The sequence below is a fragment of the Ideonella sp. genome (assembly GCF_041914305.1).
Taxonomy (GTDB): Bacteria; Pseudomonadota; Gammaproteobacteria; order Burkholderiales; family Burkholderiaceae_C; genus Ideonella.
The window spans coordinates 252,916-278,284 of sequence record NZ_JAYSDQ010000005.1 but is presented as its reverse complement, the minus strand read 5'-3'; the positions used below and the strand labels follow the sequence as shown (position 1 = coordinate 278,284).

General features: G+C 67.0%; 23 protein-coding genes and 1 tRNA gene. 13 read left to right on the top strand and 11 right to left on the bottom strand.

What is annotated here, in order from left to right; translation table 11 throughout:
• Window positions 1–5: 5 nt before the first annotated feature.
• Entirely contained in the window at window positions 6–1,208 is a 1,203-nt protein-coding gene (locus ACE3SG_RS09200; protein ID WP_374564343.1) for a GNAT family N-acetyltransferase, read from the bottom strand.
• Between ACE3SG_RS09200 and ACE3SG_RS09195 the strand changes: the two genes are divergently transcribed.
• Both ACE3SG_RS09195 and ACE3SG_RS09190 read left to right on the top strand, forming a co-directional pair.
• Window positions 1,207–2,919 (top strand): NAD+ synthase, encoded by a 1,713-nt coding sequence (locus ACE3SG_RS09195; protein WP_374564341.1) that lies wholly within the window; start codon window positions 1,207–1,209, stop codon window positions 2,917–2,919. The genes ACE3SG_RS09200 and ACE3SG_RS09195 overlap by 2 nt on opposite strands.
• Before the next feature lie 39 nt (window positions 2,920–2,958).
• On the top strand, window positions 2,959–3,297 hold the full coding sequence (locus ACE3SG_RS09190; RefSeq protein WP_374564339.1) for a P-II family nitrogen regulator: 339 nt from the start codon (window positions 2,959–2,961) through the stop codon (window positions 3,295–3,297).
• Between the two features lie 130 nt (window positions 3,298–3,427).
• On the opposite strand, the gene ACE3SG_RS09185 is transcribed toward ACE3SG_RS09190, so the two are convergent.
• The 6 genes from ACE3SG_RS09185 to ACE3SG_RS09160 all read right to left on the bottom strand — a co-directional run bounded on the left by ACE3SG_RS09185 (window position 3,428) and on the right by ACE3SG_RS09160 (window position 6,813).
• The gene (locus tag ACE3SG_RS09185; protein ID WP_374564337.1) at window positions 3,428–4,018 is read right to left on the bottom strand and encodes a TIGR00730 family Rossman fold protein; all 591 of its coding nucleotides are present in this window, start codon (window positions 4,016–4,018) and stop codon (window positions 3,428–3,430) included.
• Window positions 4,015–4,413, bottom strand: coding sequence for a diacylglycerol kinase (locus ACE3SG_RS09180; RefSeq protein WP_374564335.1), 399 nt, complete (start codon window positions 4,411–4,413; stop codon window positions 4,015–4,017). The genes ACE3SG_RS09185 and ACE3SG_RS09180 overlap by 4 nt, the downstream gene beginning before the upstream one ends.
• 38 nt (window positions 4,414–4,451) lie before the next feature.
• The gene (locus ACE3SG_RS09175; protein ID WP_374564333.1) at window positions 4,452–4,922 is read right to left on the bottom strand and encodes an RDD family protein; all 471 of its coding nucleotides are present in this window, start codon (window positions 4,920–4,922) and stop codon (window positions 4,452–4,454) included.
• Window positions 4,923–4,996: 74 nt separating this feature from the next.
• Complete coding sequence (locus tag ACE3SG_RS09170) at window positions 4,997–5,791, bottom strand: DUF3106 domain-containing protein (protein WP_374564331.1); 795 nt, start codon at window positions 5,789–5,791, stop codon at window positions 4,997–4,999.
• Window positions 5,792–5,800: 9 nt separating this feature from the next.
• Window positions 5,801–6,250 carry a DUF3619 family protein gene (locus ACE3SG_RS09165; protein ID WP_374564329.1) on the bottom strand — a complete coding sequence of 150 codons (450 nt, stop codon included), beginning with the start codon at window positions 6,248–6,250 and terminating at the stop codon, window positions 5,801–5,803.
• Window positions 6,247–6,813: an RNA polymerase sigma factor gene (locus ACE3SG_RS09160; RefSeq protein WP_374564327.1), complete on the bottom strand. Its 567-nt coding sequence runs from the start codon at window positions 6,811–6,813 to the stop codon at window positions 6,247–6,249. The genes ACE3SG_RS09165 and ACE3SG_RS09160 overlap by 4 nt, the downstream gene beginning before the upstream one ends.
• Before the next feature lie 245 nt (window positions 6,814–7,058).
• Between ACE3SG_RS09160 and ACE3SG_RS09155 the strand changes: the two genes are divergently transcribed.
• The 6 genes from ACE3SG_RS09155 (at window position 7,059) to pbpG (ending at window position 14,580) form a co-directional block, all read left to right on the top strand.
• Window positions 7,059–8,837, top strand: coding sequence for an acetolactate synthase 3 catalytic subunit (locus ACE3SG_RS09155; RefSeq protein ID WP_374564325.1), 1,779 nt, complete (start codon window positions 7,059–7,061; stop codon window positions 8,835–8,837).
• A 163-nt stretch (window positions 8,838–9,000) separates the two neighbouring features.
• Entirely contained in the window at window positions 9,001–9,492 is a 492-nt protein-coding gene (gene ilvN / locus ACE3SG_RS09150; protein WP_329718270.1) for an acetolactate synthase small subunit, read from the top strand.
• Window positions 9,493–9,602: 110 nt separating this feature from the next.
• The gene (gene ilvC / locus ACE3SG_RS09145; protein WP_374564323.1) at window positions 9,603–10,619 is read left to right on the top strand and encodes a ketol-acid reductoisomerase; all 1,017 of its coding nucleotides are present in this window, start codon (window positions 9,603–9,605) and stop codon (window positions 10,617–10,619) included.
• Window positions 10,620–10,715: 96 nt separating this feature from the next.
• Window positions 10,716–11,570: a CDP-diacylglycerol--serine O-phosphatidyltransferase gene (gene pssA, locus ACE3SG_RS09140; protein ID WP_374564321.1), complete on the top strand. Its 855-nt coding sequence runs from the start codon at window positions 10,716–10,718 to the stop codon at window positions 11,568–11,570.
• A gap of 210 nt (window positions 11,571–11,780) precedes the next feature.
• Entirely contained in the window at window positions 11,781–13,322 is a 1,542-nt protein-coding gene (locus tag ACE3SG_RS09135; RefSeq protein ID WP_374564319.1) for a 2-isopropylmalate synthase, read from the top strand.
• Window positions 13,323–13,518: 196 nt separating this feature from the next.
• Complete coding sequence (gene pbpG, locus ACE3SG_RS09130) at window positions 13,519–14,580, top strand: D-alanyl-D-alanine endopeptidase (protein ID WP_374564317.1); 1,062 nt, start codon at window positions 13,519–13,521, stop codon at window positions 14,578–14,580.
• Between the two features lie 21 nt (window positions 14,581–14,601).
• On the opposite strand, the gene ACE3SG_RS09125 is transcribed toward pbpG, so the two are convergent.
• The 4 genes from ACE3SG_RS09125 to hpnC form a co-directional block, all read right to left on the bottom strand.
• Entirely contained in the window at window positions 14,602–15,369 is a 768-nt protein-coding gene (locus ACE3SG_RS09125; RefSeq protein WP_374564315.1) for an IclR family transcriptional regulator, read from the bottom strand.
• 107 nt (window positions 15,370–15,476) lie between these two features.
• Window positions 15,477–16,793 (bottom strand): hydroxysqualene dehydroxylase HpnE, encoded by a 1,317-nt coding sequence (hpnE, locus tag ACE3SG_RS09120; protein WP_374564313.1) that lies wholly within the window; start codon window positions 16,791–16,793, stop codon window positions 15,477–15,479.
• A gap of 14 nt (window positions 16,794–16,807) precedes the next feature.
• Window positions 16,808–17,674 carry a presqualene diphosphate synthase HpnD gene (hpnD, locus tag ACE3SG_RS09115; RefSeq protein ID WP_374564311.1) on the bottom strand — a complete coding sequence of 289 codons (867 nt, stop codon included), beginning with the start codon at window positions 17,672–17,674 and terminating at the stop codon, window positions 16,808–16,810.
• Window positions 17,671–18,507: a squalene synthase HpnC gene (hpnC, locus tag ACE3SG_RS09110; protein WP_374564309.1), complete on the bottom strand. Its 837-nt coding sequence runs from the start codon at window positions 18,505–18,507 to the stop codon at window positions 17,671–17,673. The genes hpnD and hpnC overlap by 4 nt, the downstream gene beginning before the upstream one ends.
• Window positions 18,508–18,673: 166 nt before the next feature.
• Between hpnC and ACE3SG_RS09105 the strand changes: the two genes are divergently transcribed.
• The 5 genes from ACE3SG_RS09105 (at window position 18,674) to clpP (ending at window position 25,362) form a co-directional block, all read left to right on the top strand.
• Window positions 18,674–19,822 carry an efflux RND transporter periplasmic adaptor subunit gene (locus ACE3SG_RS09105; RefSeq protein WP_374564307.1) on the top strand — a complete coding sequence of 383 codons (1,149 nt, stop codon included), beginning with the start codon at window positions 18,674–18,676 and terminating at the stop codon, window positions 19,820–19,822.
• Window positions 19,823–19,862: 40 nt separating this feature from the next.
• Window positions 19,863–22,976, top strand: a complete 3,114-nt coding sequence (locus tag ACE3SG_RS09100; RefSeq protein ID WP_374564305.1) for an efflux RND transporter permease subunit — start codon at window positions 19,863–19,865, stop codon at window positions 22,974–22,976.
• A 211-nt stretch (window positions 22,977–23,187) separates the two neighbouring features.
• Window positions 23,188–23,274, top strand: a tRNA-Leu gene (locus ACE3SG_RS09095).
• Between the two features lie 28 nt (window positions 23,275–23,302).
• On the top strand, window positions 23,303–24,610 hold the full coding sequence (gene tig, locus ACE3SG_RS09090) for a trigger factor (RefSeq protein WP_374564303.1): 1,308 nt from the start codon (window positions 23,303–23,305) through the stop codon (window positions 24,608–24,610).
• A 131-nt stretch (window positions 24,611–24,741) separates the two neighbouring features.
• Window positions 24,742–25,362 (top strand): ATP-dependent Clp endopeptidase proteolytic subunit ClpP, encoded by a 621-nt coding sequence (gene clpP / locus ACE3SG_RS09085; RefSeq protein ID WP_374564301.1) that lies wholly within the window; start codon window positions 24,742–24,744, stop codon window positions 25,360–25,362.
• Window positions 25,363–25,369 lie beyond the last annotated feature (7 nt).

Here is a 25,369-nt window from a genome sequence, read left to right as displayed (position 1 = left end):
TGCGGTCACGGCGGCGGGCCCGGCTCGCCGCCGGCCCGTGCCTTGAACGGGTCGCGCTCGCGCAGCTCGTCCATGTAGGCGGCCACGCCGGCGCCCTCGCGCGCGAGGAAATCCTCGACCGCCTGGGCGAACTGCGGGTGCGCCAGCCAATGCGCTGATCGCGTCGGCGTCGGCGTCAAGCCGCGCGCCATCTTGTGCTCGCCTTGCGCCCCGCCCTCGAAGCAGCGGTAGCGCTGCTCGATGCACCACTGCAACGGCTGGTAGTAGCAGGCCTCGAAGTGCAGGAAGGGCACGGCCTCGGTGGCGCCCCAGTAGCGGCCCCAGGCCCAGCCACGCGCCGGGTCGATCGCCACCAGCGAGGCGGCGATCGGCCGGCCCTCGCGCTGCGCGATGAACATCAGCCAGTGCTGCGGCAGCTCGCGCGCGACGCGTTGGAAGAACTTCAGGTTCAGGTAGGGCGTCGAGCCGTGCGCGCGGTAGGTCAGGCTGTAGCAGCGGTGAAAGAAGCGCCAGTCGGCCTCGGTGATCGCGGCGCCTTCACGCACCTCGAAGGTGATGCCGGCCTCGGCCACGCGGCGGCGCTCTTGCTGGATCTTCTTGCGCTTCTCGCGCTGCAGCGCGGCCAGAAAGTCTGCGAAATCGGTGTAGGGCAGGTCGACCCGGTTGCGCCAGTGGAACTGCACGCCGTGGCGGATCATCCAGCCATCGGCGTCGGCGGCCTCGAAGTCGTCGTCGTTGCCGAACAGCAGGTGGGCCGATGACCACTCGTTGCGCATCGCCAGGCTGCGCAGTGCGCGCATCAAGGTCAGCCGGTCGGTGGCGTTGCGCGCCAGCAGGCGCGGGCCCGGCACCGGGGTGAAGGGCACCGCCGCCAGCAGCTTGGGGTAGTAGTCCAGGCCGTGGCGCTGGTAGGCGTCGGCCCAGGCCCAGTCGAACACGTATTCGCCGTAGGAGTGCGACTTCAGGTAGGCGGCAACGGCGCCAGCGAGGCGATGGCCGTGATGCAGCGTGATGAAGGCCGGCGACCAGCCCGAGTCGCCCGAGGCACAGCCGGTCTGGTGCAGGGCCAGCAAGAACTCGTGTCGCAGGAAGGGCAGGGGGTCGGGCTGCGCCGCAAGCAGCTCGTTCCATTCGGACGCCGCGATGTCGGCCGGGTCACCGTGGACCCGAATGACATAATCGATTGCTCCGCTTTCTGTATCGCTCATGCGCAGCCCGGACTCCGTCTCAGGCACCGTCTTGGTGGCATTGGCCCAGATCAACGCGACGGTGGGCGATCTGGCCGGCAACGCGCGCCTGATGGCCGCCGCGGCCCGCGAAGCCTACGCGCAGGGTGCCCGCCTGGTGCTCGCGCCCGAGCTGGCCCTGACCGGGTACCCGCCCGAAGACCTGCTGCTGCGCCCCGCGTTCTTGCACGCCTGTGAGCTGCAGCTGGCGGCCTTGGCCACCGAGCTGGCGGATTGCGCGGGCTTGCATCTGATCGTCGGTCATCCGTTGTCTTGGGGTGATGCGCACGATCTTAGGTCGAAGTCCTATTCCCTGCCGCGGCGCTTCAATGCGGCCTCGGTGCTGGCAGGCGGGCGCGTCCAGGCCACCTACTGCAAGCGCGAGCTGCCCAACTACCAGGTGTTCGACGAGCGGCGCTATTTCGTGTCGGGCCGCGACGCCGGCCGCGGCCCGGTGGTGATTGATGTGCAGGGCGTGCGCTTCGGCATCCTGATCTGCGAAGACGCCTGGTTCGACGAGCCGGCCGAATCGGCCTGCCAGGCCGGGGCCGAGGTGCTGTGCGTGCTGAATGCATCGCCTTTCCACCTCGACAAGCACGACGAGCGCGAAAAGCGCATGGCCGCGCGGGCCAAGGCCTGCGGCGTGCCGCTGCTGTACTCGCACTTGGTGGGCGGGCAGGACGAGGTGGTATTCGACGGTGCCTCGTTCGCGGTCGACGCGCAGGGCGCGGTGCAGGCGCGTGCCCCGATGTTCGCGTCGGCCACCTTGATGGTCGAGGTGGGGGCCGATGGTTCTGCCAAGGGCGAGATCGCGCCGGTGCCGTCGGTCGAGGCGCAGGCCTGGGGTGCGCTGGTGATGGGCGTGCGCGACTACCTCGGCAAGAACGGTTTCCCCGGCGCAATCATCGGCCTGTCCGGCGGCATCGATTCGGCGCTGGTGCTGGCGATCGCGGTCGATGCGCTCGGCGCCGACAAGGTGCGCTGCGTGATGATGCCGTCGCCCTACACGGCCGACATCTCGTGGCTCGATTCGCGCGAGATGGTGGCCAGGCTGGGCGTGCGCTACGACGAGATCGGCATCACGCCGATGTTCGATGCGTTCCGCGGCGCGCTGGCCGAGCAGTTCGCCGGGCTGGCCGAAGACGCGACCGAAGAGAACATCCAGGCCCGCGTGCGCGGCACGCTGCTGATGGCCTTGTCGAACAAGACCGGCGCGATCGTGCTGACCACTGGCAACAAGAGCGAGATGGCGACCGGCTACTGCACGCTGTATGGCGACATGGCCGGCGGCTTTGCGGTCATCAAAGATGTGGCCAAGACGCTGGTCTACCGCCTGGCGGTGTGGAAGAACCAGCAGCCGAACCTGCGCGCCGATGGCTCGATCGGCCCGGTGGTCCCCGAGCGCATCATCACGCGCCCGCCGTCGGCCGAGTTGCGGCCAGACCAGAAAGACCAGGACAGCCTGCCGCCTTACGACGTGCTGGACGCGATCCTCGCCCGCTACATGGAGGACAACCAGGGCATCGAAGAGATCGTGGCCGCGGGGTTCGACCGCGCTGACGTCGAACGAGTGACCCGGCTGATCAAGATCAACGAGTACAAGCGACGCCAGGCGCCGGTCGGCATCCGCATCACCCACCGGGCGTTCGGCAGGGATTGGCGATACCCGATCACGTCGAAGTTCCGTGCTTAAATCGAACCGAACCAGACTCTTTCCCCACGGAGGCCACCCATGAAACAGATCACCGCCATCATCAAGCCGTTCAAGCTGGAGGAAGTGCGCGAGGCGCTGGCCGAGGTCGGGGTGTCGGGCTTGACGGTGACGGAAGTCAAGGGTTTCGGCCGGCAAAAAGGCCACACCGAGCTGTACCGCGGCGCCGAGTACGTGGTCGACTTCCTGCCCAAGGTGAAGGTTGAGGTGGTGGTGCGCGATGCCGACGTCGACCGCGCGATCGAATCGATCGTCAAGGCTGCCAAGACCGGCAAGATCGGCGACGGCAAGATCTTCGTGACGGCCGTTGAACAAGTCGTTCGCATTCGCACCGGCGAGACCGACGAATCAGCTGTATAGGGCCCCCACGCCCCCCCCGGAGCTGCCCCCCAAGGGGGCTCGCGCAGCGGACCGGCAAAGCCGGATCCACGCACGCCACTTGTAAGGGGCGGCGCTGCGCGCGCCCCGTCGGCCACACAGACCCGGAGGGTTAGATCCGACTGAAATCTTCGGATTGCGTTGCTCGGCTCGCCTCGGCGGCCAGCTGATCCAGCAGGGCCGCCGGGTCAATGTGCACGGTCAGCATCGATTGCTGATGCTGGTCGACAAACCCGGCCTGCTGGGTGTGGGCCATGAAGGCCAGCAGCGGGTCGTAGAAGCCATCGACGTTGAGCAGGCCGATCGGTTGGTCGTGGTAGCCGAGGTGGCGCCAGGTCCAGACTTCGAACAACTCCTCGAAGGTGCCGATGCCGCCGGGCAGCGCCACGAACACGTCGGCCAGTTCGGCCATCAACTTCTTGCGCTCGTGCATCGTCGGCACGACGTGCAACTCGGTCAGGCCGCGGTGGCCGACCTCGAGGTTGACCAGCAGCTCGGGGATCACGCCCACGGCTTCAGCGCCGGCGGCCATGGCCGCATCGGCGGTCGCGCCCATCAGGCCGACATTGCCGCCGCCGTAGACCATGCGCCAGCCGCGCCGGCCGATCTCGCGGCCGAGGGCTTGCGCGGCGGCCAGGTAGGCCGGCGAGCTGCCGAAACGTGAGCCGCAGTAGACGCAGACGCTGAGCGGGGTCTTCTTCATGCGGCAAAGCGGGCCCACAAGGCCGCGCCCCAGACACCCACGCACATCATCAACGCCATCCACACGGCGGCGCTGGCCACGTCTTTGGCCCGGCCGGACAGTTCGTGGCGTTCGGGGCCGATGCGGTCGATCGCAGCCTCGACCGCCGAGTTCAACAGCTCGACGATCATCAGCAGCCAGACGCACCCGGCCAACAGGGCCACCTCGACCCAGCTGCGCCCGAGCCAGAAGGCCAGCGGCACCAGCACGACGGCGAGCGCGGTTTCTTGCCGAAACGCCCGCTCGCCCTGGTAGGCCAGGCGCAGGCCGCGCATCGAGTTGATCCAGGCGTGACGCAGGCGGCTGAGGCCGCCCAAGGTCTTGGGCGCCGGGGATGTGGAAGGGGCAGTGCTCATCGGGCCCGATTTTGACAGGCGGCCGATCGCCTGCCGCGTCAGGCCGCGGGCTTCTTGGCCGGGCGGGCGTCGACCAGCCGGGTGCCGCAGACCACGTCGTGCCAGAACTGGCGTTGCGGGTGCAGGCGGGCGAGGGCGGCATAGGCCGCGACACCGGCGAACAGGATGCCGAAGATGGCGGCGCCGCTCTTCAGCCCTGACAGGTGAGCGGCCAGCAGCGCTGGCGCGAACCAGAGCCACGCGAGCAGGTAGCGCACGGCCGCGCGCGCCTGAGACACCGCTTGGCCGCGGGCGTCGAGCAGCTTGATGTGCCAGGCTTTCATGGCCACCGTCTGTCCGCCGCGCGACCAGAACCAGATGAAGTAGATGCCGAGCACGACGAACAGGAAGATCTGCAGGCCGAGCGTGCCCTGCAACGCGTGCCGCATCTGCGTCAGTGCCGAATAGAGGTAGCCCGCGATCATGAGCACACCGAACAGCAGCACGCCCTCATAGACGAAGGCGGCCATGCGGCGTGACAGCGCAGGCGCCGTCAGATCGGGGGCAGGCGAAAGGGGCTCGCCTGCAGATGAGGGCGCGACGCTCACCGCGCCGACGACGGGGCGACGGCCGGCGCAGGGGCTGCCGGCGTCGGCGTCAACCGGGCCGACTTGACCGGCGGCGGCAGCGCGGCGCCCGGCTTTGGCAACAAGGTGGTCCTGTCGACCTGCTTCGGCGTGGCCGCGATCTTCGGCTGGCCGGGTTGCTGGTGCAGCGGCGGCCGGGGCGTGGCAGTGACCAGCGACGTGGTCGCGCCCCGGTTGGCCTGAACGACGGTCGGTGCGACCGGCCTGGGCAGCTGCGTGTTGCTGCGGGCCGGTGCGACGAGGTTCGACTTGGGGGCCTGCGCATCGACCGGCGCGTTGCGCAAGGCCATGGCCGGGCTGCGCGGCTGGCTCTGGACCGGGCTGGGCTTGGCGCGGGCTGCCAGGGCGGCGCGCTCTTCGGCGGGCAGTGCCTGGTAGGCCTCCCAGCGGGCCTGCCGGTCTTGCGGGGCCACCTGCTTGGACTGCTGGTAATTCACGCGGGCTTCGCTGCGCTGCGAGGGCGACAGCCTCGCCCATTCGGTCATCCGCTCGCGAACCCGCTCCTGGCGCTGCGGCGGCATCGTGCCGAAGCGGGAAGCCACCTCGAGCCATTTTTCTTTGCGACTGGCGTCCAGGTTGTCCCAGTCGCCGCGCAAGGGGGTCAACGCCTTCTGCTGCGCCGGCGACAGCTGCGACCACGACGGCCCGGTTGGCGCTGGCGGCGCTGCCAGCACGGGCAGCGCCAGCCCGAGCAGCAAGGCCAGGGCAGCGACCGGTCGGCCGGCAAGGGGGAAGGGGCGGCGCGGGCTCACGTCAGCGGGTTATTGGGGAGCGTCTTGCTTGAGGAATTCGACAAAACCGGCGTCGCTGTAGGCGTCGGGCGGCAGTTCGTCGGCCAGCAAGGCCGTGTCGACATCGGCGGCGGCTTCGATCTGCTGGCGGTCGTGCCATTCGTCGATCGCGATCAGGCCGGCGATCAGCACCACCAGCGGCATCACCGAGGCGAAGCGGAACAGCCAGCCGGGCTGGCGGCCCAGCAAGGCGCTGCGGCCTTTGCCGACCACCACCTCGGACGGCGCCGAGGCCGCGGCAGGCGCCATGCGCGCCGCCCGCGCGCGCGCCACCGCCTGCTCGCGGGCCACGCGCAGGCGCTCGGACACGTCGTGGGGCGTGCGCTGAGCCTGCTCGTTGAGCAGCGCCCCGATGCGCAGGCCGAAGCGCGCCTCAATGCTGGCGGCGTCGGCAGACGAATGGGTGGTGGTGCTGTTCATGGCGCGATTCCCTTGGCTTTGAGCGATTTCGCCAGCGCATGAACAGCCCGTGAGCAATGCGTTTTCACGCTGCCTTCGGAGCAACCCATGACCGTGGCGGTTTCTGCAACATCCAGTTCTTCCCAGTAACGAAGCAGGAAGGCTTCGCGTTGACGGCCGGGCAGCAGGGCAATCTCTTTCTCTATTAGAAGCAATATCTGTTCCCGTCCGACCGTGTCTGCGGCGCTCTCGGCGCCCAGCGAGCCCTCGACCGTGGCCAGCAGTTCAAGCAAGTCGAAATCGGAATCTTCGTCGCCACCGTCGAAGTCCGACAGGTTGGTCATGACGGCATTGCGCACTTTTTGGCGCCGGAACCAGTCCATCGTCGCGTTCGACAGGATGCGCTGGAACACCAGGGGCAGTTCGGCCGCCGGCCGGTCGGCATATTTCTCGGCCAGCCGGATCATCGAATCCTGGACGATGTCGAGCGCCGCGTCATCGTCACGCACGGCGTAGGCCGTGCGCTTGAACGCGCGTTTTTCAACGCTCTTGAGGAAGTCGGTGAGTTCTTTGTCGGTGGCCAAGGCAGGCAAGGGGCGGCTCAACCCCCGAAATCGGCCGCGATTATGTCATTCGACTTGCGATGGGCCTGCGCAAGTGGGCCGGGCGATGCAATAATGCTGCTTCGCACAATTTGCGAATTCGTCGTTCAGGCCGCCCCGACCACGGGTCCCGGCAATGTTGATCGCGCAGGTTCCAAGTCCGCCTCACGAGGGCGAGAGGAGGTTCACCGATGGTTTTTCGTCAGAGAAATTCACAAAGGTTCGAAATGGACATGTCTGCCGCGGAAGTCAAGCGTGCCGCTTCGGCACAACCGCATTCTTCCTCCCCCTCCGCTGAGCCGAACGGCTCCGAAATCCTCGTCCGCTGTCTTCAGGCTGAAGCCGTGAAGTACCTCTGGGGCTACCCAGGCGGCGCGGTGCTCTACATCTACGACGCGCTGTACAAGCAAGACAGCATCCAGCACGTGCTGGTTCGCCACGAACAGGCGGCCATCCACGCGGCTGACGGCTATGCGCGTGCCACCGGTGAGGTCGGCGTGGCGCTGGTCACCTCGGGCCCTGGCGTCACCAATGCCGTGACCGGCATCGCGACGGCCTACATGGACTCGATCCCGATGGTGATCATCACGGGTCAGGTGCCGACGCCGGCGATCGGCCTGGATGCTTTCCAGGAATGCGACACCGTCGGCATCACCCGCCCGATCGTCAAGCACAACTTCCTGGTCAAGGACGTGCGCGACCTGGCCACGACGATCAAGAAGGCTTTCCACATCGCCCGCACCGGCCGGCCCGGCCCGGTGGTGGTCGATGTCCCGAAGGACGTGTCGCTGAAGACGGCGCCGTTTCACTACCCTGAGCGTGTCGAGATGCGCTCGTACAACCCGGTCAAGAAGGGCCACGGCGGCCAGATCCGCAAGGCCGCGCAGCTGCTGCTGGGCGCCAAGCGGCCCTATATCTACACCGGCGGCGGCGTGATCCTGGGCAACGCCTCGGCCGAGTTGCGCGAGTTGGCCGACATCCTCGGCTACCCCTGCACCAACACGCTGATGGGCCTGGGCGCGATCTCGTCGAGCGACCCCAAGTTCCTGGGCATGCTGGGCATGCATGGCACCTACGAAGCCAACATGACGATGCAGCACTGCGACGTGCTGCTGGCCGTGGGCGCGCGCTTCGACGACCGGGTGATCGGCAACCCGAAGCACTTCGCTTCGGTCGAGCGCAAGATCGTCCACATCGACATCGACCCGTCGTCGATCTCCAAGCGCGTCAAGGTCGACATCCCGATCGTCGGCGACGTGAAGGACGTGCTGCAGGAGTTGATCAGCTACCTGAAGGAGGCGACTACCAAGCCGGACAAGGACGCCGTCAACGCCTGGTGGTCGCAGATCAACGACTGGCGCAAGAAAGAGTGCCTGGCCTACCGCAAGAGCGACGAGGTCATCAAGCCGCAGCACGTGATCGAAACCCTGTGGCAGTTGACGCGCGGGCGCGACACCTACATCACGTCCGACGTCGGCCAGCACCAGATGTGGGCGGCGCAGTATTTCGGCTTTGCCGAGCCGCGCCGCTGGATCAACTCCGGCGGCTTGGGCACGATGGGCGTCGGCTTGCCGTATGCGATGGGCATCAAGCTCGCCAAGCCGGACAGTGATGTGTTCTGCATCACCGGCGAAGGCTCGATCCAGATGTGCATCCAGGAACTCTCGACCTGCCAGCAGTACAAGACGCCGGTCAAGATCGTTTCGCTGAACAACCGCTACCTGGGCATGGTGCGGCAGTGGCAGGAGCTGGACTACCAGGGCCGCTACTCGCACAGCTACATGGACGCGCTGCCCGACTTCGTCAAGCTGGCCGAGGCCTACGGCCACGTCGGCATCAAGATCGAGAAACCGTCCGAGGTGGAGCCGGCTTTGAAAGAGCTGATCCGCCTGAAGGACCGTACCGTCTTCCTCGACGTGCGCACCGACCCGACGGAGAACGTCTGGCCGATGGTCAAGGCGGGTAAGGGCATCTCCGAGATGCTTCTGGGGTCCGAGGACCTGTGACGGCGTGAAGGCCGCCGCTGCGCGCGTGGTTACCGCCACGCGGGCGGCGATGGCCGAATCACCGGCACAGCCTCAGACCATTCGTTGTTCCTGTTTCTGACGGCGTGGCCAAGCGCCGACGGTTACCGCCGCCGGCCGTGAAGAGCGCGCCAGGAGAAAGCCCATGAAACACATCATCGCCGTGCTGCTCGAGAACGAGCCCGGCGCCTTGTCACGCGTGGTCGCCTTGTTTTCGGCCCGCGGCTACAACATCGAGAGCCTGACGGTCGCGCCGACGGAAGACCCGTCGCTGTCGCGCATGACCATCGTCACCACCGGTTCGGACGAGGTGATCGAGCAGATCACCAAGCACTTGAACCGCCTGGTCGACGTGGTCAAGGTGGTCGACCTGACCGAGGGCCAGTTCACCGAGCGTGAGCTGATGCTGATCAAGGTCCGCGCGGTCGGCAAAGAGCGCGAAGAGATGAAGCGCATGGCCGACATCTTTCGCGGTCGCATCATCGACGTGACCGAGAAGAGCTACACCGTCGAGCTCACCGGCGATGCCGGCAAGCTCGATGCGTTCATCGAGGGCATCGACCGCGCCGCCATCCTCGAAACCGTGCGCACCGGCACCAGCGGCATCGGCCGCGGCGAGCGCATCCTCAGAGTCTGACAACCACCCCGAAAGCGCCTGGCGGCGCTCTCCCCTCAAGGGGCGCCGCCAGCGGACCGGCAAAGCCGGATCCGCGGCAGCACTTGTACCGATTTCACCTGGAGAGAACCATGAAGGTCTACTACGACAAGGACGCCGATCTCAGCCTCATCAAGGGCAAGAACGTCACCATCATCGGCTACGGCTCACAAGGCCACGCTCACGCGCAAAACTTGAACGACAGCGGGGTCAAGGTCACCGTCGGCCTGCGCCGCGGTGGCGCGTCGTGGGCCAAGGTCGAGAAGGCCGGCCTGAAGGTCGCCGAAGTGGCCGATGCGGTGAAGAGCGCCGACGTGGTCATGATCCTGCTGCCCGACGAGCAGATCGCCGAGGTCTACAAGAAAGAAGTTGAGCCGAATATCCGCGAGGGCGCTTCGCTGGCCTTCGCCCACGGCTTCAACGTGCACTACGGCCAGGTGCAGCCGCGTGCGGACCTGGACGTGTGGATGGTGGCGCCCAAGGCCCCGGGCCACACCGTGCGCAACACCTACACCCAAGGTGGCGGTGTGCCGCACCTGATCGCCGTGCATGCCGACAAGAGCGGCAAGGCGCGTGACCTGGCGCTGAGCTACGCCGCCGCCAACGGTGGCGGCAAGGCCGGCATCATCGAGACCAACTTCCGCGAAGAGACCGAAACCGACCTGTTCGGCGAGCAGGCCGTGCTGTGCGGCGGCACCGTCGAGCTGATCAAGGCCGGTTTCGAAACGCTGGTCGAGGCCGGTTATGCGCCCGAGATGGCCTACTTCGAGTGCCTGCACGAGCTGAAGCTGATCGTCGACCTGATCTATGAAGGCGGCATCGCCAACATGAATTATTCGATCTCGAACAACGCCGAGTACGGCGAGTACGTCACCGGCCCGAAGGTCGTGACGGCCGAGACGAAGAAGGCGATGCAGCAGTGTCTGAAGGACATCCAGACCGGCGAGTACGCCAAGAGCTTCATTCTCGAGAACCGCGCCGGTGCGCCGACGCTGATTTCGCGCCGCCGCCTGACCGAAGAGCACCAGATCGAAGTGGTGGGCGAGAAGCTGCGCGCGATGATGCCCTGGATCAAGGCCAACAAGCTGGTCGACAAGAGCCGCAACTGACCTGAGTTCGAGCGGGTATACCGCTCGGTGCTCAAAGGGCCGCCTTCGGGCGGCCCGTTTACTTTTGGCGACACGCCTGCGTTATCCTCCCCGCCCATGCCTGAATCGGACCACCCGGCTTTTGACGCGGCCGCTGCTGCGCCAATCGACGACGACATCGAATTCCACGAGCCGCGCCGCCCGCGCCGCCGTGGCATCTACATCCTGCCCAACCTGTTCACGCTCGCGGCCTTGTTCGGGGGCTTCTATGCGATCGTGATGGCGATGAACGGCCGGTTCGAACAGGCCGCCTACGGCATCTTCACCGCGGCTTTGCTCGACAGCCTGGACGGCCGCGTGGCGCGCATGACCAACACGCAAAGCGCGTTCGGCGAGCAGATGGACAGCCTGTCCGACATGGTCAGCTTCGGCGCGGCACCGGCGCTGATCGTCTACGAATGGGTGCTGAACAGCCTGGGCAAAGCCGGCTGGATCGCGGCCTTCGTCTACTGCTCGTGCGCCGCGCTGCGGCTGGCGCGCTTCAATACCAACATCGCGGTCGTCGACAAGCGCTTTTTCCAGGGCTTGCCCAGCCCCGCTGCGGCCGCGCTGGTGATCGGCTTCATCTGGGTGATGGACGACGCGGGCTACCAAGGCGCAGCGCAATACGCCGGGCTGCCGTGGGGCGCGTTCTTCTTGACGCTGTATGCTGGGCTGACGATGGTGACCAACGCGCCGTTCTACAGCTTCAAGGACGTGAGCTTCAAGCGCACGGTGCCGTTCATCGTGATCGTCGCGATCGCGCTGGGCATTGCGCTGATCACGATCCACCCGCCGATCGTGCTGTTTGGCTTGTTCTGCGCCTACGGCATCTCGGGCTATGGGGTCTACGTCTACCGCAAGGTGAAGGGCAAGCCGGTCAGCGTGATTTCCACCTCGACCGACGAGCCCGACGAGCGGGGCCTGCACTGAGTTTTCTTTGTTGCGCCGCCGCATCTGCGTGTTATATTGATTCCAACATGAACCGGCCTTCGATCGCCATTACGTTGCTGCTACTAGGAGCTCTCTGGGCTCGCTGATCGAACACGTCCGTCGCTTCTAGATACTCTCTCCCCGATCAACGGCCCGCAGTGCGCAAGCAGCGGGCCGTTTTTGTTTTGTCCCTCAACCTTCGAGACCGCCATGGCTGACAAGCTCATCATCTTCGACACCACCTTGCGCGACGGCGAACAATCGCCTGGCGCCTCGATGACCAAGGACGAAAAGCTGCGTATTGCGCGCCAGTTGGAGCGGCTGCGCGTCGACGTGATCGAAGCCGGCTTTGCCGCCTCGTCGAACGGCGACTTCGAGGCGGTGAAGGCCATCGCGGCGGCGATCAAGGATTCGACCGTCTGCTCGCTGGCGCGTGCCAACGACCGCGACATTTCGCGCTCCGCCGAAGCCCTGGCGGGTGCCGCCAGCGGCCGCATTCACACCTTCATCGCGACCAGCCCGTTGCACATGGAGAAAAAGCTGCGGATGACGCCGGACCAGGTGTTCGAGCAAGCCAAGCTGGCGGTGCGGTTTGCGCGCAACCTGTGCGGCGACATCGAGTTTTCGCCGGAGGACGGCTATCGCTCGGATCCCGACTTTCTCTGCCGCGTGCTTGAGGCGGTGATCGCCGAAGGCGCCACGACGATCAACATCCCCGACACCGTGGGCTATGCGATCCCCGAGTTGTACGGCAACTTCATCCGCCACCTGCGCGAGCGCATCCCCAACTCCGACAAGGCGATCTGGTCGGTGCACTGCCACAACGACCTGGGCATGGCGGTGGCCAACTCGCTGGCCGGCGTGAAGCTGGGCGGCGCGCGCCAAGTGGAATGCACGATCAACGGCCTGGGCGAGCGTGCCGGCAACTGCTCGCTCGAAGAGGTGGTGATGGCGGTGCGCACGCGGCGCGACTACTTCGGCCTCGAGGTCGGCATCGACACCACCCAGATCGTGCCCGCGTCGCGCATGGTCAGCCAGACCACCGGTTTCGTCGTGCAGCCGAACAAGGCGGTGGTGGGCGCCAATGCCTTTGCGCACGCCAGCGGCATCCACCAGGACGGCGTGCTGAAGGCGCGCGACACCTACGAGATCATGCGCGCCGAAGACGTGGGCTGGTCGGCCAACAAGATCGTGCTGGGCAAGCTCTCGGGCCGCAATGCGTTCAAGCAGCGCCTGCAGGAACTCGGGGTCTCGATGGAGTCGGAAGCCGAAATCAACGCCGCCTTCGCCCGCTTCAAAGACCTGGCCGACCGCAAGAGCGAGATCTTCGACGAGGACATCATCGCGCTGGTCAGCGACGAGAGCGTGGCGCATGACCATGAGCACTACCGCTTCGTTGCGCTGTCTCAGCGCTCGGAAACCGGCGAACGCCCGCATGCCCGCGTGGCCTTCGGCATGGGCGACGAAGAGCACGTGGCCGAGAGCGACGGCAACGGCCCGGTCGATGCCAGCTTGAAGGCGATTGAATCAAAAGCTCAATCTGGTGCCGAGATGTTGCTGTATTCGGTCAATGCGATCACCTCGGGCAGCACAGAATCTCAAGGCGAGGTCACCATCCGGCTGCAGCATGGCGGCAGGGTGGTCAACGGCGTAGGCAACGATCCTGACATCGTCGTTGCCTCTGCCAAGGCCTACCTCGCGGCGCTGAACAAGCTGCACGCCAAGAACGAACGGGTCGCTGCGCAGGGCTAAACCGGAGCAATTCGGTGCCGAACCCACGCTAGACTCGCTCGATTCCTGAGCCGGGTGGGCCCCAGCGGCGCACTTGAGGAAAGACATGCAAGTTTTTGATCTTGCATGTCTTTTTTGTTTCAAATAGACTCGCGGCAGCACAGCGGTGGCACACGACAGAATGCTCAAGTTCAGAATTTCGACGCGTTGGTTGGGCATGGTGAGTTTGGCCGTGGGGCTGGCCGTATTCGGCTCGGCCGCCGATGCCAAGGCGCGTCGCCCGGTCACGTCCACCGCGCAGACCAGTGCATCGGCCAAGAAGGCCCCGGTCGCGCGCACCAGCACCCGTGCCAAGGCCTCGGTCACCCCGCGCAGCACCCGCACCGTCGCCACTCAGCGCCGCTCGGTGGTTCGCGTCGCTGAACCCGCCCGTCAATCATTCGGCCAGCTGGCTGGCCTGCATGAAGCCGACGATCCGCTGGATCTGAAGTCAGGCGTTGCCTTCGTGCTCGACCAGGACACCAACGAGGTCCTGCTGAACAAGAACTCCAAGGCCGTGTTGCCGATCGCGTCGATCACCAAGCTGATGACCGGCTTGCTGATCAGCGAATCCAACCAGCCGATGGACGAGGTGCTGACGATCACCGAAGAAGACATCGACACCGAGAAGGGCAGTTCGTCGCGGCTGCGTCCGGGCACGCAATTGACCCGTGGCGAGATGCTGCACCTGGCGCTGATGTCGTCGGAGAACCGGGCCGCCAACGCGCTGGGCCGCAACTACCCGGGCGGCTTGACGGCCTTTGTGGCGGCGATGAACGCCAAGGCCAAGCTGCTGGGCATGAACGACACCCGCTACGTCGAGCCCACCGGCCTGTCGAGCCAGAACCAATCGAGCGCGCGTGACCTGGCTATGCTGGTCAAGACGGCGCACCAGGTGCCGCTGCTGCGCGAATTGTCGACCTCGCCCGAGTACCAGGTGGCCGTGGGCAACCGACAGCTGCAGTACCACACCACCAACCGTCTGGTGCTGAACCCCAGCTGGGACATCGGTCTGCAGAAGACCGGCTACATCACCGAGGCTGGTCAATGCCTGGTGATGCAAGCCCAGCTGGCCGGCCGCAAGCTGATCATGGTGCTGCTCGATTCGGCGGGCAAGTACTCGCGCATCGGCGATGCCGAGCGCATCCGCAAGTGGCTGATCAGCAGCCCGTCGCTGCCCGCCGCCGTGGCGCCGACCGCGGCGCCCGCCGTGGTGGCGCACGAAGCCAGCGCCGGCTGATCACCGCGCTCAACGAGGCGCTCAGCCCCGGTGGCCGAGCGCTGAAGAGATCTGCGCTGCGGTCGACTTGACGCGGTCCAGCCACGACTCTTCCAGCCGGTCGGCCGGCGCCGAGATCGACAGGCCGGCCACCAGCTTGCCCTGGTCGTCGAAGATGCCGGCGGCCATGCAACGAACCCCCAGCTCCAGCTCTTCGTTGTCGCGCGCGACCGCGTGGCGGCGCACCGCGGCCAGCTCACGCTCCAGCGCGGGCAGGTCGGTCAGGCTGTTGCGCGTGTGGCCGGCCAGCCCGGTGCGCGTGGCATAGGCGCGCACGCGCTGCGGGTCGTCATAGGCAAGAAAGAGCTTGCCGACCGAGGTCAGGTGCAGCGGTGCGCGGCCACCAACGGCGCGCACCACCTGCATGCCCGAGCGTTCGCTGTAGGTGCGCTCGATGTAGACGATCTCGTCGCCCTGGCGCACCGACAGGTTCACCGGCTGATGGGTCAGCTTGTGCAGGTCGCGCATCGGGCCCAGGGCCGCGTCGCGCACATCCAGCCGTGCCTTGACCAGGTTGCCCAGTTCCAGCAAGCGCATGCCGAGCCGGTAGCTGCCCGCTTCAGGTCGGTCGACCAGGCGGCCCGCCGCGAGGTCGTTCAGGATGCGGTGGGCGGTCGATGGGTGCAGGCCGGTGCTTTCGCTCAACTCCTTGAGCGAGACCGGGTCCTGGTGCGAGGCCAGTACATCGAGCAGGCTGAAGGCCCGTGCCAGCACCTGGATGCTGGGGGACGAGCTGTCTTTTCGGGTCATTTGTACGCATCCTCCGTTTGCCTGATTTTGCATGGCGAAAATGGATGCGTCTATCCGAAAAACAACGGCCGCTTGACAAGGGTCTACCCGGTGGCCCGGGGTTGAGCCTAGCCGGCCAGTGCTTCGGCCGCTGCCAGCCCCGAGCGCACGGCGCCTTCGAGTGTGGCCGGGTAGGGCCCCTGCACATGGTCGCCCGCCACCGTGACGCGGGCATGCACGCGGGCGGGTGCGCGCTGCAGCAGGGGCTTGCAGGCGAAAGTGGCGCGCTTCTCGGTGCGGCTGGCCAGCCACTCGGCCGGCCCGTGGCGGGTGGTGGGAAAGGCCTCTTCCCATTGATGGAGCAGCGCGGTGCGCGTCGCCTCGGTGCCCGCGTCGACCCAGGCGGCGGCGCCGCTCACCACCAGGGCAAAGGTGCCGGCCTGGCCGCCCAATGCGCCCAGATCGAACCCGAACTGGGCGGGCCGCAGGCCGTCGGCACGCAGCGCCATCATCGGCTGCGGCCAGCGCGCCTGCGGTGCCCGCAACCAGGCCGTGATGATCGGCTGGTAGCTGAAGGCAGCAGCATCGCGGCTCCAGTCAGGCGCGAGCGCGGCGAGCAGCCGCGCGGCTTCGCCGGGCGGGGTGGCGACGATGGCATGGTCGAAGGTTTCACCGTCGATGTTGACGCCTTCGCCACTGAGGCTCATCTGCATCACCCGCTGCCCGAGGCTGACCTGAGCGCCGTGCGCCCGCAGCCATTGCTGTGCGGCGGTGGGCAGCAAGGCGTCCAGCGGGGCGCGGGGCAGCAGCAGGTCGGCCGCGCCGGGCGCGCCGAACAACGCGTCACGCAAGACGGTGAGCAGCACCTGGGCGCTGGCCTGCTCGGCCGGGGTGTTCAGCGCCGCCACGCACAGGGGCTCGATCAGCTCGCGGTAGGCCTGTGGCGGGCAGCGGCGCGCCAGCTCGGCCACCGTCATGGCTGGCGGGCAGCGAAAACCTTGCAGCCGCCAGCGTGCCGCGAGCACCAGCAAGCCCAGCCGATCGCGCCAGGGCAGGTCGCGCCAGCCCAGCACGCCGCGCGCAAAGGCCGGCAATGCGGGGCCGGGCGGCAGGCGCAGCCCGCTGCCATCGGGGTAGCAGAGCGTCAGTGGCTGGCGGTGCAGCACGGCGTCGGGGTCGACGCCGACCTGGCGCATCAGCGCCAGCGTGTCGCGGTAGGCGCCGATGAGGATGTGCTGGCCGTTGTCCAGCGTCTGCCCATCGTGGGTGACCGAGCGGGCGCGGCCGCCCAGTTGCGGCGCCATCTCGAAGAGGCTGACCTGGTGGTCGAGCGAGCAGGCCCGTACCGCGGCGGCCAGGCCGGCCCAGCCGCCGCCGATCACGGCGACCCGGCGGATTGCCGAGGCCGTCACCGGGCGGCGCTCATCACGCAGCGGCCCAGCCATGCCACGCGCCAGGCTCACCGGCCTGTGACATGCGTGCGCGCCGCGATCCAGAGCTTGCGCAGCGGCGTCAGCGAGGTGCGTTGGTGCAGCACCTGGAACTGGCTTTTCTCGATCTCGCGCAGCAGCGTGCGGTAGATGTTGGCCATCATCAGCCCGGGCTTCTGCGCAGGGCGGTCGGCGTCCGGCAGCAGGCCCATCGCTTCGTCGTACAGCTGGTGCGCCCGTTCGGCTTGGAACCGCATCAGTGCCTGGAAGCGGTCGCTGTAGCCCCACGGGGCCTCGCGCTTGAGCAACTCGTGCGCCTTCACGTCGAACTGCTGCAGTTCGTTGATCGGCAGGTAGATGCGGCCGCGGCGGGCGTCTTCGCCGACGTCGCGAATGATGTTGGTCAGCTGCATCGCCTGGCCCAGCTTGTGGGCGTAGGCAACCGTCGAGTCCTGGGTGCGACCGAAGATGTTGCAGGCCACCTCGCCCACGATGCCGGCGACCAGGTGGCAGTACTGGGCCAGTGCAGGGAAGTCGAGATAACGGTTCTGCGACAGGTCCATCTCGCAGCCCTCGATCACGGCATGCAGGTGGCGCATCTCGATCGCGAAGTCGGCCGCCAGCGGCATCAGGGCCTGCATCACCGGGTGGGTGGGTTGGCCGGCGAAGGCCTGTGCCACTTCGTTGCGCCACCAGGCCAGCTTGGTGCGGGCGACGTGCGGGTCGTGCACTTCGTCGACCACGTCGTCGACCTCGCGGCAGAAGGCGTAGAAGGCGGTGATCGCGGCCCGCCGCGGCGGCGGCAGGAACATGAACGCGTAGTAGAACGACGAGCCGCTGCCGGCCGCCTTCTCCTGCACATACTGTGCGGGCGTGTGCGCAGTGGGGACGGTCAACGCGCGGCTCCAGGCGAGTGCATCAGCGCACGCCAGAGCAGGCGGGGCGCGTCCCAGCGGCTCAGCGCGGGGCGTTGCGACAAGGTGGCGAAGTCCATGGCGGCGATTTTCTCAAGAATGCGCAGCCCGCCCTGCACGACGAGCCGAAGTTCCCAGCCCGCGCGGCCCGGGATCTGCCGCGCCAGCGGGGCGCCTTCAAGCATCAACTGTCGGCTCCACTCGCACAAGTCGCGGACCAGCGCCTTTTCGGCCGCACTGGCCGGCCCGGCCCGCACGGCGCTCGCGCGCAGGCCGTGCCGCTCGGCGTCGCCTTGCGGCAGGTAGCAGCGGCCCCTGGGCAGGTCCACGCTCAGGTCTTGCCAGAAGTTGATCAGTTGCAGCGCGCTGCAGACGGCGTCGCTGCGGGCCAGCGCCGACTCGTCGCGAATGCCGTACAGGTGCAGCAGCAGGCGGCCGATCGGGTTGGCCGAGCGGCGGCAGTAGTCCAGCAGTGCGGGGCGGTCGGGGTAGAGCGGGTTGCCGGTGTCTTGCACGAAGGCGTCGAGCAGGTCGTCCAGCAGTTCGGGCGGCAGCGCATGCTCGTGCATGGCCCTGGCAAGGGGTGTGAAGACGGCGGCCCAGCGTGCCGCAGGCGCCTGCCCGGCGGCCACGCGGGCCAGTTCGGCCCGGTAGGCGGCCAGGTCGGCCTGGCGCTGCGCCACCGGGGCGTCGCCCTCGTCGGCGATGTCGTCGGCGACCCGGGCGAACCAGTAGATCGCGGTGATCGGCGCGCGCAGCGGCCGAGGGCACAGCCACGAGGCGACCGGGAAGTTTTCGTAGTGCTCGACGCTCACAGGGCGCGGATTGTGCCTTTGCACGGTTGCGGCGGGTTTGATGCGGGAAAGCGTTGACGGCGATCGGTGCAGACCCTATATTACTGACCGGTCAGTCAGTAGTGTGACCGTTACATCCACATCAGCCGCGACCTTGTCGCGGCTGTTTTTCACCGAGTTCTTTGCCATGAACAAGCCGCTGTTCGTCGCCGCCGTCATCAGTCTCTCCGCCCTGGGTTTGGCGGGCTGCGCCAAGAAAGAGGCCCCACCGGAGCCGGTGCGCGCCGTGCGCACCGTCACCGTCAGCAGCGGCGAAACGGTGGCTGCGCACGAATACGCCGCCGAAATTCGCGCCCGCACCGAATCGCGGCTCGGTTTCCGCGTCGGCGGCAAGCTGCAAAGCCGCTCGGTCAACCTGGGCGATTCCGTCAAGGCCGGCCAGGTGCTGGCCCAGCTGGATGGGCAGGACCTGCGCCTGGGCCAAGAAGCCGCCCGCGCCGCGCTGGCCGCGGCCCAGACCAATCTTGACCAGGTCACGGCCGACTACAAGCGCTTCAAGGAGCTGCGTGACCAGGGTTTCATCGGCGCTGCCGAACTGGAGCGCCGCGATACCGCGATGAAAACGGCCCGCGCGCAGTTGGACCAGGCCAAGGCCCAAGCCTCGGTGCAAGGCAACCAGGCGGGTTACGCCTCGTTGGTCGCCGAGGTGGCCGGTGTGGTGACCGCGGTGGAGGCCGAGCCCGGTCAGGTGGTCGGCGCCGGCACGCCGGTGGTGCGCCTGGCGCACGACGGCCCGCGCGATGCGGTGTTCTCGGTGCCGGAAGACCGCATCGGCGCGCTGCGCCAGCTGATCGGCAAGGCCGGCGGCGTCATGCTGCTGCCGTGGGGCGACGGCCAGCCGGTGAAGGCCACGGTGCGCGAGGTAGCCGCCGCGGCCGACCCCGTCACCCGCACCTTCCTGGTCAAGGCCGACCTGGGCAACGCCGCCGTGCGCCTGGGCCAATCGGCCAATGTGAGCGTGCCGGGGCCGGCTGTGGCCGGTGTCATTCGCCTGCCGCTGACGGCGGTGGGTGAGACCAAGGGCCAGACCGTCGTCTGGCTGCTGGACCGCGGCACGATGACCGTGCGCAGCCAGCCGGTCGTCGTGGCCGGTGCCGACGGCAACTCGGTCGTGATCGGCCAGGGCGTGAAGCCCGGTGACGAGGTGGTGGTGGCCGGCACCCATGTGCTGACCGCCGGTCTGAAGGTCAAGCCCTTCGTCGAGACCCAGGTGGCATCGGCCAGCAAGGTGATCCCGGCGTCGGCGTCGGTCCCTGCGCCGGCCGCTTCGCGCTGAACCTTTCCCGTCCTCAAGCACGCCAAGAACGAGAACGACCATGAGCGACACCCAAGGTTCGCGTTTCAACATTTCGCGCTGGGCGCTGGAGCATGCGCCGCTGACGCGCTACCTGATGGTGGTGCTGATGGTGCTGGGCCTGGCGGCCTATTTCCAGCTCGGGCAAGACGAAGACCCGCCATTCACCTTCCGCGCGATGGTGGTGCAGGTCTTCTGGCCCGGCGCCTCGGCCCAGCAGATGGCCGAGCAGGTGACCGACAAGATCGAGCGCACGCTGCAAGAGGTGCCGCACTCCGACATCATCCGCAGCTACACCAAGCCGGGTGAGTCGCTGACGATCCTGCAGCTGAAGGACTCGGCGCCACCCAAGGAGGTGAGCGACGTCTGGTACCAGGTGCGCAAGAAGATCGGCGATACCCGCAGCTCGCTGCCTTCGGGCGTGATCGGCCCCTTCTTCAACGACGAGTTCGGCGACGTCTACGGCTCGATCTACGCGCTGTCAGCCGATGGCTTCAGCACCGAAGAGCTGCGCCGCTACGCCGAGGACGTGCGCTCGCAGCTGCTGCGGGTGCCCAGCGTGGCCAAGGTCGAGCTGTTCGGCGTGCAGGCCGAGAAGCTGTTCGTCGAGATCTCGCAAAAGCGCCTGGCCCAGCTTGGGCTGGACATGAACCAGGTCATCGCCCAGCTGAACGCGCAGAACGCGGTCGAGGGCGCGGGCACGCTGAACGCCTCGTCGCAGAACCTGCAGGTGCGTGTGGCCGGGGCCTTCACCTCGGTGGAAGACCTGCGCCAGCTGCCGATCCGCGCGGTGAACCCCACGACGGGCGCGGCCAGCTCGCTGCGCCTGGGCGACATCGCCGATATCCGCCGCGAATACGTCGATCCGCCGTCGGTGATGGTGCACCACCAGGGCCAGCCAGTCATCGCGATGGGCGTGTCGATGGCCAAGGGCGGCGACATCATCGACCTGGGCAAGGCGCTGCAAGCCAAGACGGCCGAGATCAAGGGCAAGCTGCCGCTGGGCGTGGAGCTGCACCAGGTGCAGAACCAGCCGCAGGCGGTGTCCCGCTCGGTCGGCGAGTTCGTCGGCGTGCTGATCGAAGCCGTTGTCATCGTTCTGGCGGTCAGCTTCCTCAGCCTGGGCCTGCACATGCGGCCATTCCGCATCGACATCTGGCCCGGCCTGGTGGTGGGCATCACGATCCCGCTGGTGCTGGCGATCACCTTCGTGACGATGTTCTATTGGGGCGTCGGCCTGCACAAGATCTCGCTCGGCTCGCTGATCATCGCGCTCGGCCTGCTGGTCGACGACGCGATCATTGCGGTCGAGATGATGGTGCGCAAGCTCGAAGAGGGCTATGACAAGAAGACCGCCGCGACCTTCGCCTATGAAGTGACCTCGATGCCGATGTTGACCGGCACGCTGATCACCGCCGCCGGCTTCTTGCCGATCGGCCTGGCCAAGTCGAGCGTCGGCGAATACACCTTCGCGATTTTCGCCGTCACATCGGCCGCGCTGGTGATCTCGTGGGTGGTGTCGGTCTACTTCGTGCCGTTCCTCGGCGCGTGGCTGCTGAAGACCAAGAAGACGCACGAGGGCGAGGCGCACGAGCTGTTCGACACGCCGTTCTACAGCCGCTTCCGAAAGGTGGTGGACTGGTGCGTGAACCACCGCTGGAAGACCATCGGTGCGACGCTGGCGATTTTCGCGCTCGGCATCGTCGGCATGGGCAAGGTGCAGCAGCAGTTCTTCCCTGATTCGAGCCGGCCCGAAGTGCTGGTCGACCTGTGGCTGCCGGAGGGCTCGACCATCCAGGCCAGCAACGAGGTCGCCAAGCGTTTCGAGAAGCGCATGGCCACCGAGACCGGCATCGAGACGGTGACGGCCTGGGTCGGCAGCGGCGTGCCGCGTTTCTACCTGCCGCTCGACCAGATCTTCCCGCAGGCCAACGTCAGCCAGTTCATCCTGCTGCCCAAGAGCCTGCCCGAGCGCGAGGCGCTGCGCAAGAAGCTGCCCGAGATCCTGGCCAACGAGTTCCCCGAGGTGCGTGGCCGCATCAAGCTGCTGCCCAATGGGCCGCCGGTGCCGTACCCGGTGCAGTTCCGCGTCGTCGGGCCCGACATGGAGACGGTGCGCCACTGGGCCGACGAGGCCAAGGAAGTGCTGCGCAAGAACCCGAACATGCGCGGTGTGAACGACAACTGGAACGAGCGCGTCAAGTCGCTGAAGCTGGAGATCGACCAGGACAAGGCCCGCGCCCTGGGCGTGACCAGCCAGTCGATCGCCCAGGCCTCGCGGGTGATGCTGTCGGGCAGCACAATCGGCCAGTACCGCGAAAACGATCGCCTGATCGACATCGTGCTGCGCCAGCCGGCCGATGAGCGCAACGCGATCACCGACATCGGCAACGCCTACATCCCGACCAGCAACGGTCGCAGCATTCCGCTGACGCAGATCGCCAAGATCGGCTTCGGCTGGGAGCCGGGTGTGCTGTGGCGCGAAGGGCGCAAGTACGCCGCGACGGTCCAGGGCGACGTGGTCGATGGCGTGCAGGGCGCCACCGTCACCAAGGAAGTCTGGCCCGAGATGGCCAAGCTGCGCGAGCGCATGCCCGATGGCATGGACATCGAGATCGCCGGTGCGGTGGCCGAGAGCTCGAAGGGGCAGGGCTCGATCGCCGCCGGCGTGCCGCTGATGGTGTTCATCATGTTCACGTTGCTGATGCTGCAGCTGCACAGCGTGTCGCGCGCCATCCTGGTGGTGCTGACCGCGCCGCTGGGCATTGCCGGCGTGGCGGGGGCACTGCTGCTGCTCAACCGGCCGTTCGGTTTCGTCGCGCTGCTGGGCTTCATCGCGCTGGCGGGCATGATCATGCGCAACTCGGTGATCCTGATCGACCAGATCGAGCAGGACCGCGAGCGTGGCGTGCCGACCTGGAACGCGATCGTCGAATCGGCGGTGCGCCGGTTCCGGCCGATCGTGCTGACGGCCGCCGCGGCGGTGCTGGCGATGATCCCGTTGTCGCGCAGCCCGTTCTGGGGCCCGATGGCGGTGGCCATCATGGGTGGCCTGATCGTGGCCACGGTGCTGACGCTGCTGGCACTGCCGGCGATGTACGCGGCCTGGTTCCGCGTGCGGCGGGAGACCGCGTAGATCGGCGGAAATAGGTAAAGCCCAGTACGGTTCTGTGATTCAGAGCCGTACCGGAGCCCAGTAGAATACGCGGTTTACCGGTTCGCCTGGCGCGAGCGGCCTGCGGCGCGAAGGCGTCTCAGGGCGATCGCGCCAGAAGCTTTTTCAAGAAGGCTGGGTCGACAAAGCCGGCTGGCGGGCGCGCCAGACGGTCGGCTCACTGGCTTTTCCCGCGCGGGTGGCGAAATTGGTAGACGCACCAGGTTTAGGTCCTGACGCCTTCACGGGCGTGCCGGTTCGAGTCCGGCCCCGCGCACCAGACACGCAACGCAACCAGAGTTCGCACCATGTCAGTCAACGTTGAAACCCTCGAGAAGCTCGAACGCCGCATCACCCTGACGCTGGCCGCCACCGAGATCAATTCGGAAGTCGAGTCCCGGCTGAAGAAGCTGGCCCGCACCGTCAAGGCCGACGGTTTCCGCCCTGGCAAGGTGCCGATGTCGGTCGTGGCCCAGCGCTACGGCTACTCGGTGCAATACGAGGTGATGAACGACAAGCTGGGCCAGGCCTTCACCCAGGCCGCCAACGAAGCGCAGCTGCGCGTGGCCGGCGTGCCCAACATCACCCAGAAGGACCAGGCGCCCGAAGGCGTGATGGCCTTCGACGCCACCTTCGAGGTCTACCCCGAAGTGAAGCTGGGTGACCTGAGCGCGGCGGAAGTCGAGCGGGTGTCGGCCGAAGTCGACGAGCCCGCGATCGACAAGACGGTCGAGATCCTGCGCAAGCAGCGCCGCACCTTCGCCCAGCGCCCGGCGGCCGAAGGCGCCGAGGTCGGCGACCGCGTGACGATCGACTTCGAAGGCAAGATCGACGGCGAGCCGTTCGCCGGCGGCAAGGCCGAAGGCTTCCAGTTCCTGATCGGCGAAGGCCAGATGCTCGAGCAGTTCGACTCGGCCGTGCGCGGCATGAAGGTCGGCGAGTCGAAGACCTTCCCGCTCCAGTTCCCGGCCGATTACCACGGCCAGGACGTGGCCGGCAAGGAAGCCGACTTCATGGTCACCATGAAAAAGATCGAGGCCCAGAATCTGCCCACCGTCGACGAGGCTTTTGCCAAGTCGCTGGGCATCGCCGGCGGCACGGTCGAAGCGCTGCGCGCCGACGTCAAGAAGAACCTGGAGCGCGAGGTCAAGTTCCGCGTGCTGGCTCGCAACAAGGCCGCCGTGATGGACGCCCTGGTCAAGACCGCCGAGCTGGATCTGCCCAAGGCGCTGATCGAGGCCGAAGTGGGCCGCCTGACCGAAGGCGCCCGCGCCGACCTGAAGCAGCGCGGCGTGAAGGACGCCGACACGGCGCCGATCCCCGCCGAGATCTTCACCCCGCAAGCCGAGCGCCGCGTGCGCCTGGGCCTGGTGGTGTCGGAGCTGGTGCGCCAGAACAACCTGCAAGCCAAGCCCGAGCAGCTGCAAGCCCACATCGAAGAAATGGCGCAGAGCTACGAGAAGCCGGCCGAGGTGGTGCGCTGGTACCTGTCGGACCGCCAGCGCATGGCCGAGGTCGAGGCGGTTGTGATCGAGAACAACGTCACCAACTTCGTCCTGGAAAAGGCCAAGGTCACCGACAAGGCCCTGCCGTTCGACGAACTGATGACCGCCTGATCCTTCTCAGGCGTTCAGCCAGGAAATCGCCCGGCCCAGGCCGGGCTTTTTTTCGCCTGATCAGCCTGCTTGACGTCGGCTTCATAATGAGGCCAACACCCACAACAAATGAATTGCACGAGGCATCTGTCATGAGCGCACTGGACACACAAGCCCTGGGCATGGTCCCGATGGTGATCGAGCAGTCGGGCCGCGGCGAGCGGGCCTACGACATCTACTCGCGCCTGTTGCGAGACCGCATCGTTTTCCTGGTCGGCCCGGTCAACGACCAGAGCGCCAACCTGGTGGTGGCGCAGCTGCTGTTCCTGGAAAGCGAAAACCCGGACAAGGACATCTTCTTCTACATCAACTCGCCGGGCGGCAGCGTCAGCGCGGGCCTGTCGATCTACGACACGATGCAGTTCATCAAGCCAGACGTGTCGACGCTGTGCATCGGCATGGCCGCCAGCATGGGCGCCTTCTTGCTGGCCGCGGGCGCCAAGGGCAAGCGCATTGCGCTGCCGAACAGCAAGATCATGATCCACCAGCCGCTGGGGGGCGCGCAGGGCCAGGCGACGGACATCGAGATCCACGCTCGCGAGATCCTGAAAACCCGCGAGCAGCTGAACCGCATCCTGGCCGAGCGCACCGGCCAGCCGCTGGAGAAGATCCAGGCCGACACCGAGCGCGACTACTACATGAGCGCCGAAGAAACCCGGGCCTATGGCCTGATCGACCAGGTGATCGAAAAACGCGGCATCCCGGGCGCTTGACCCTCAC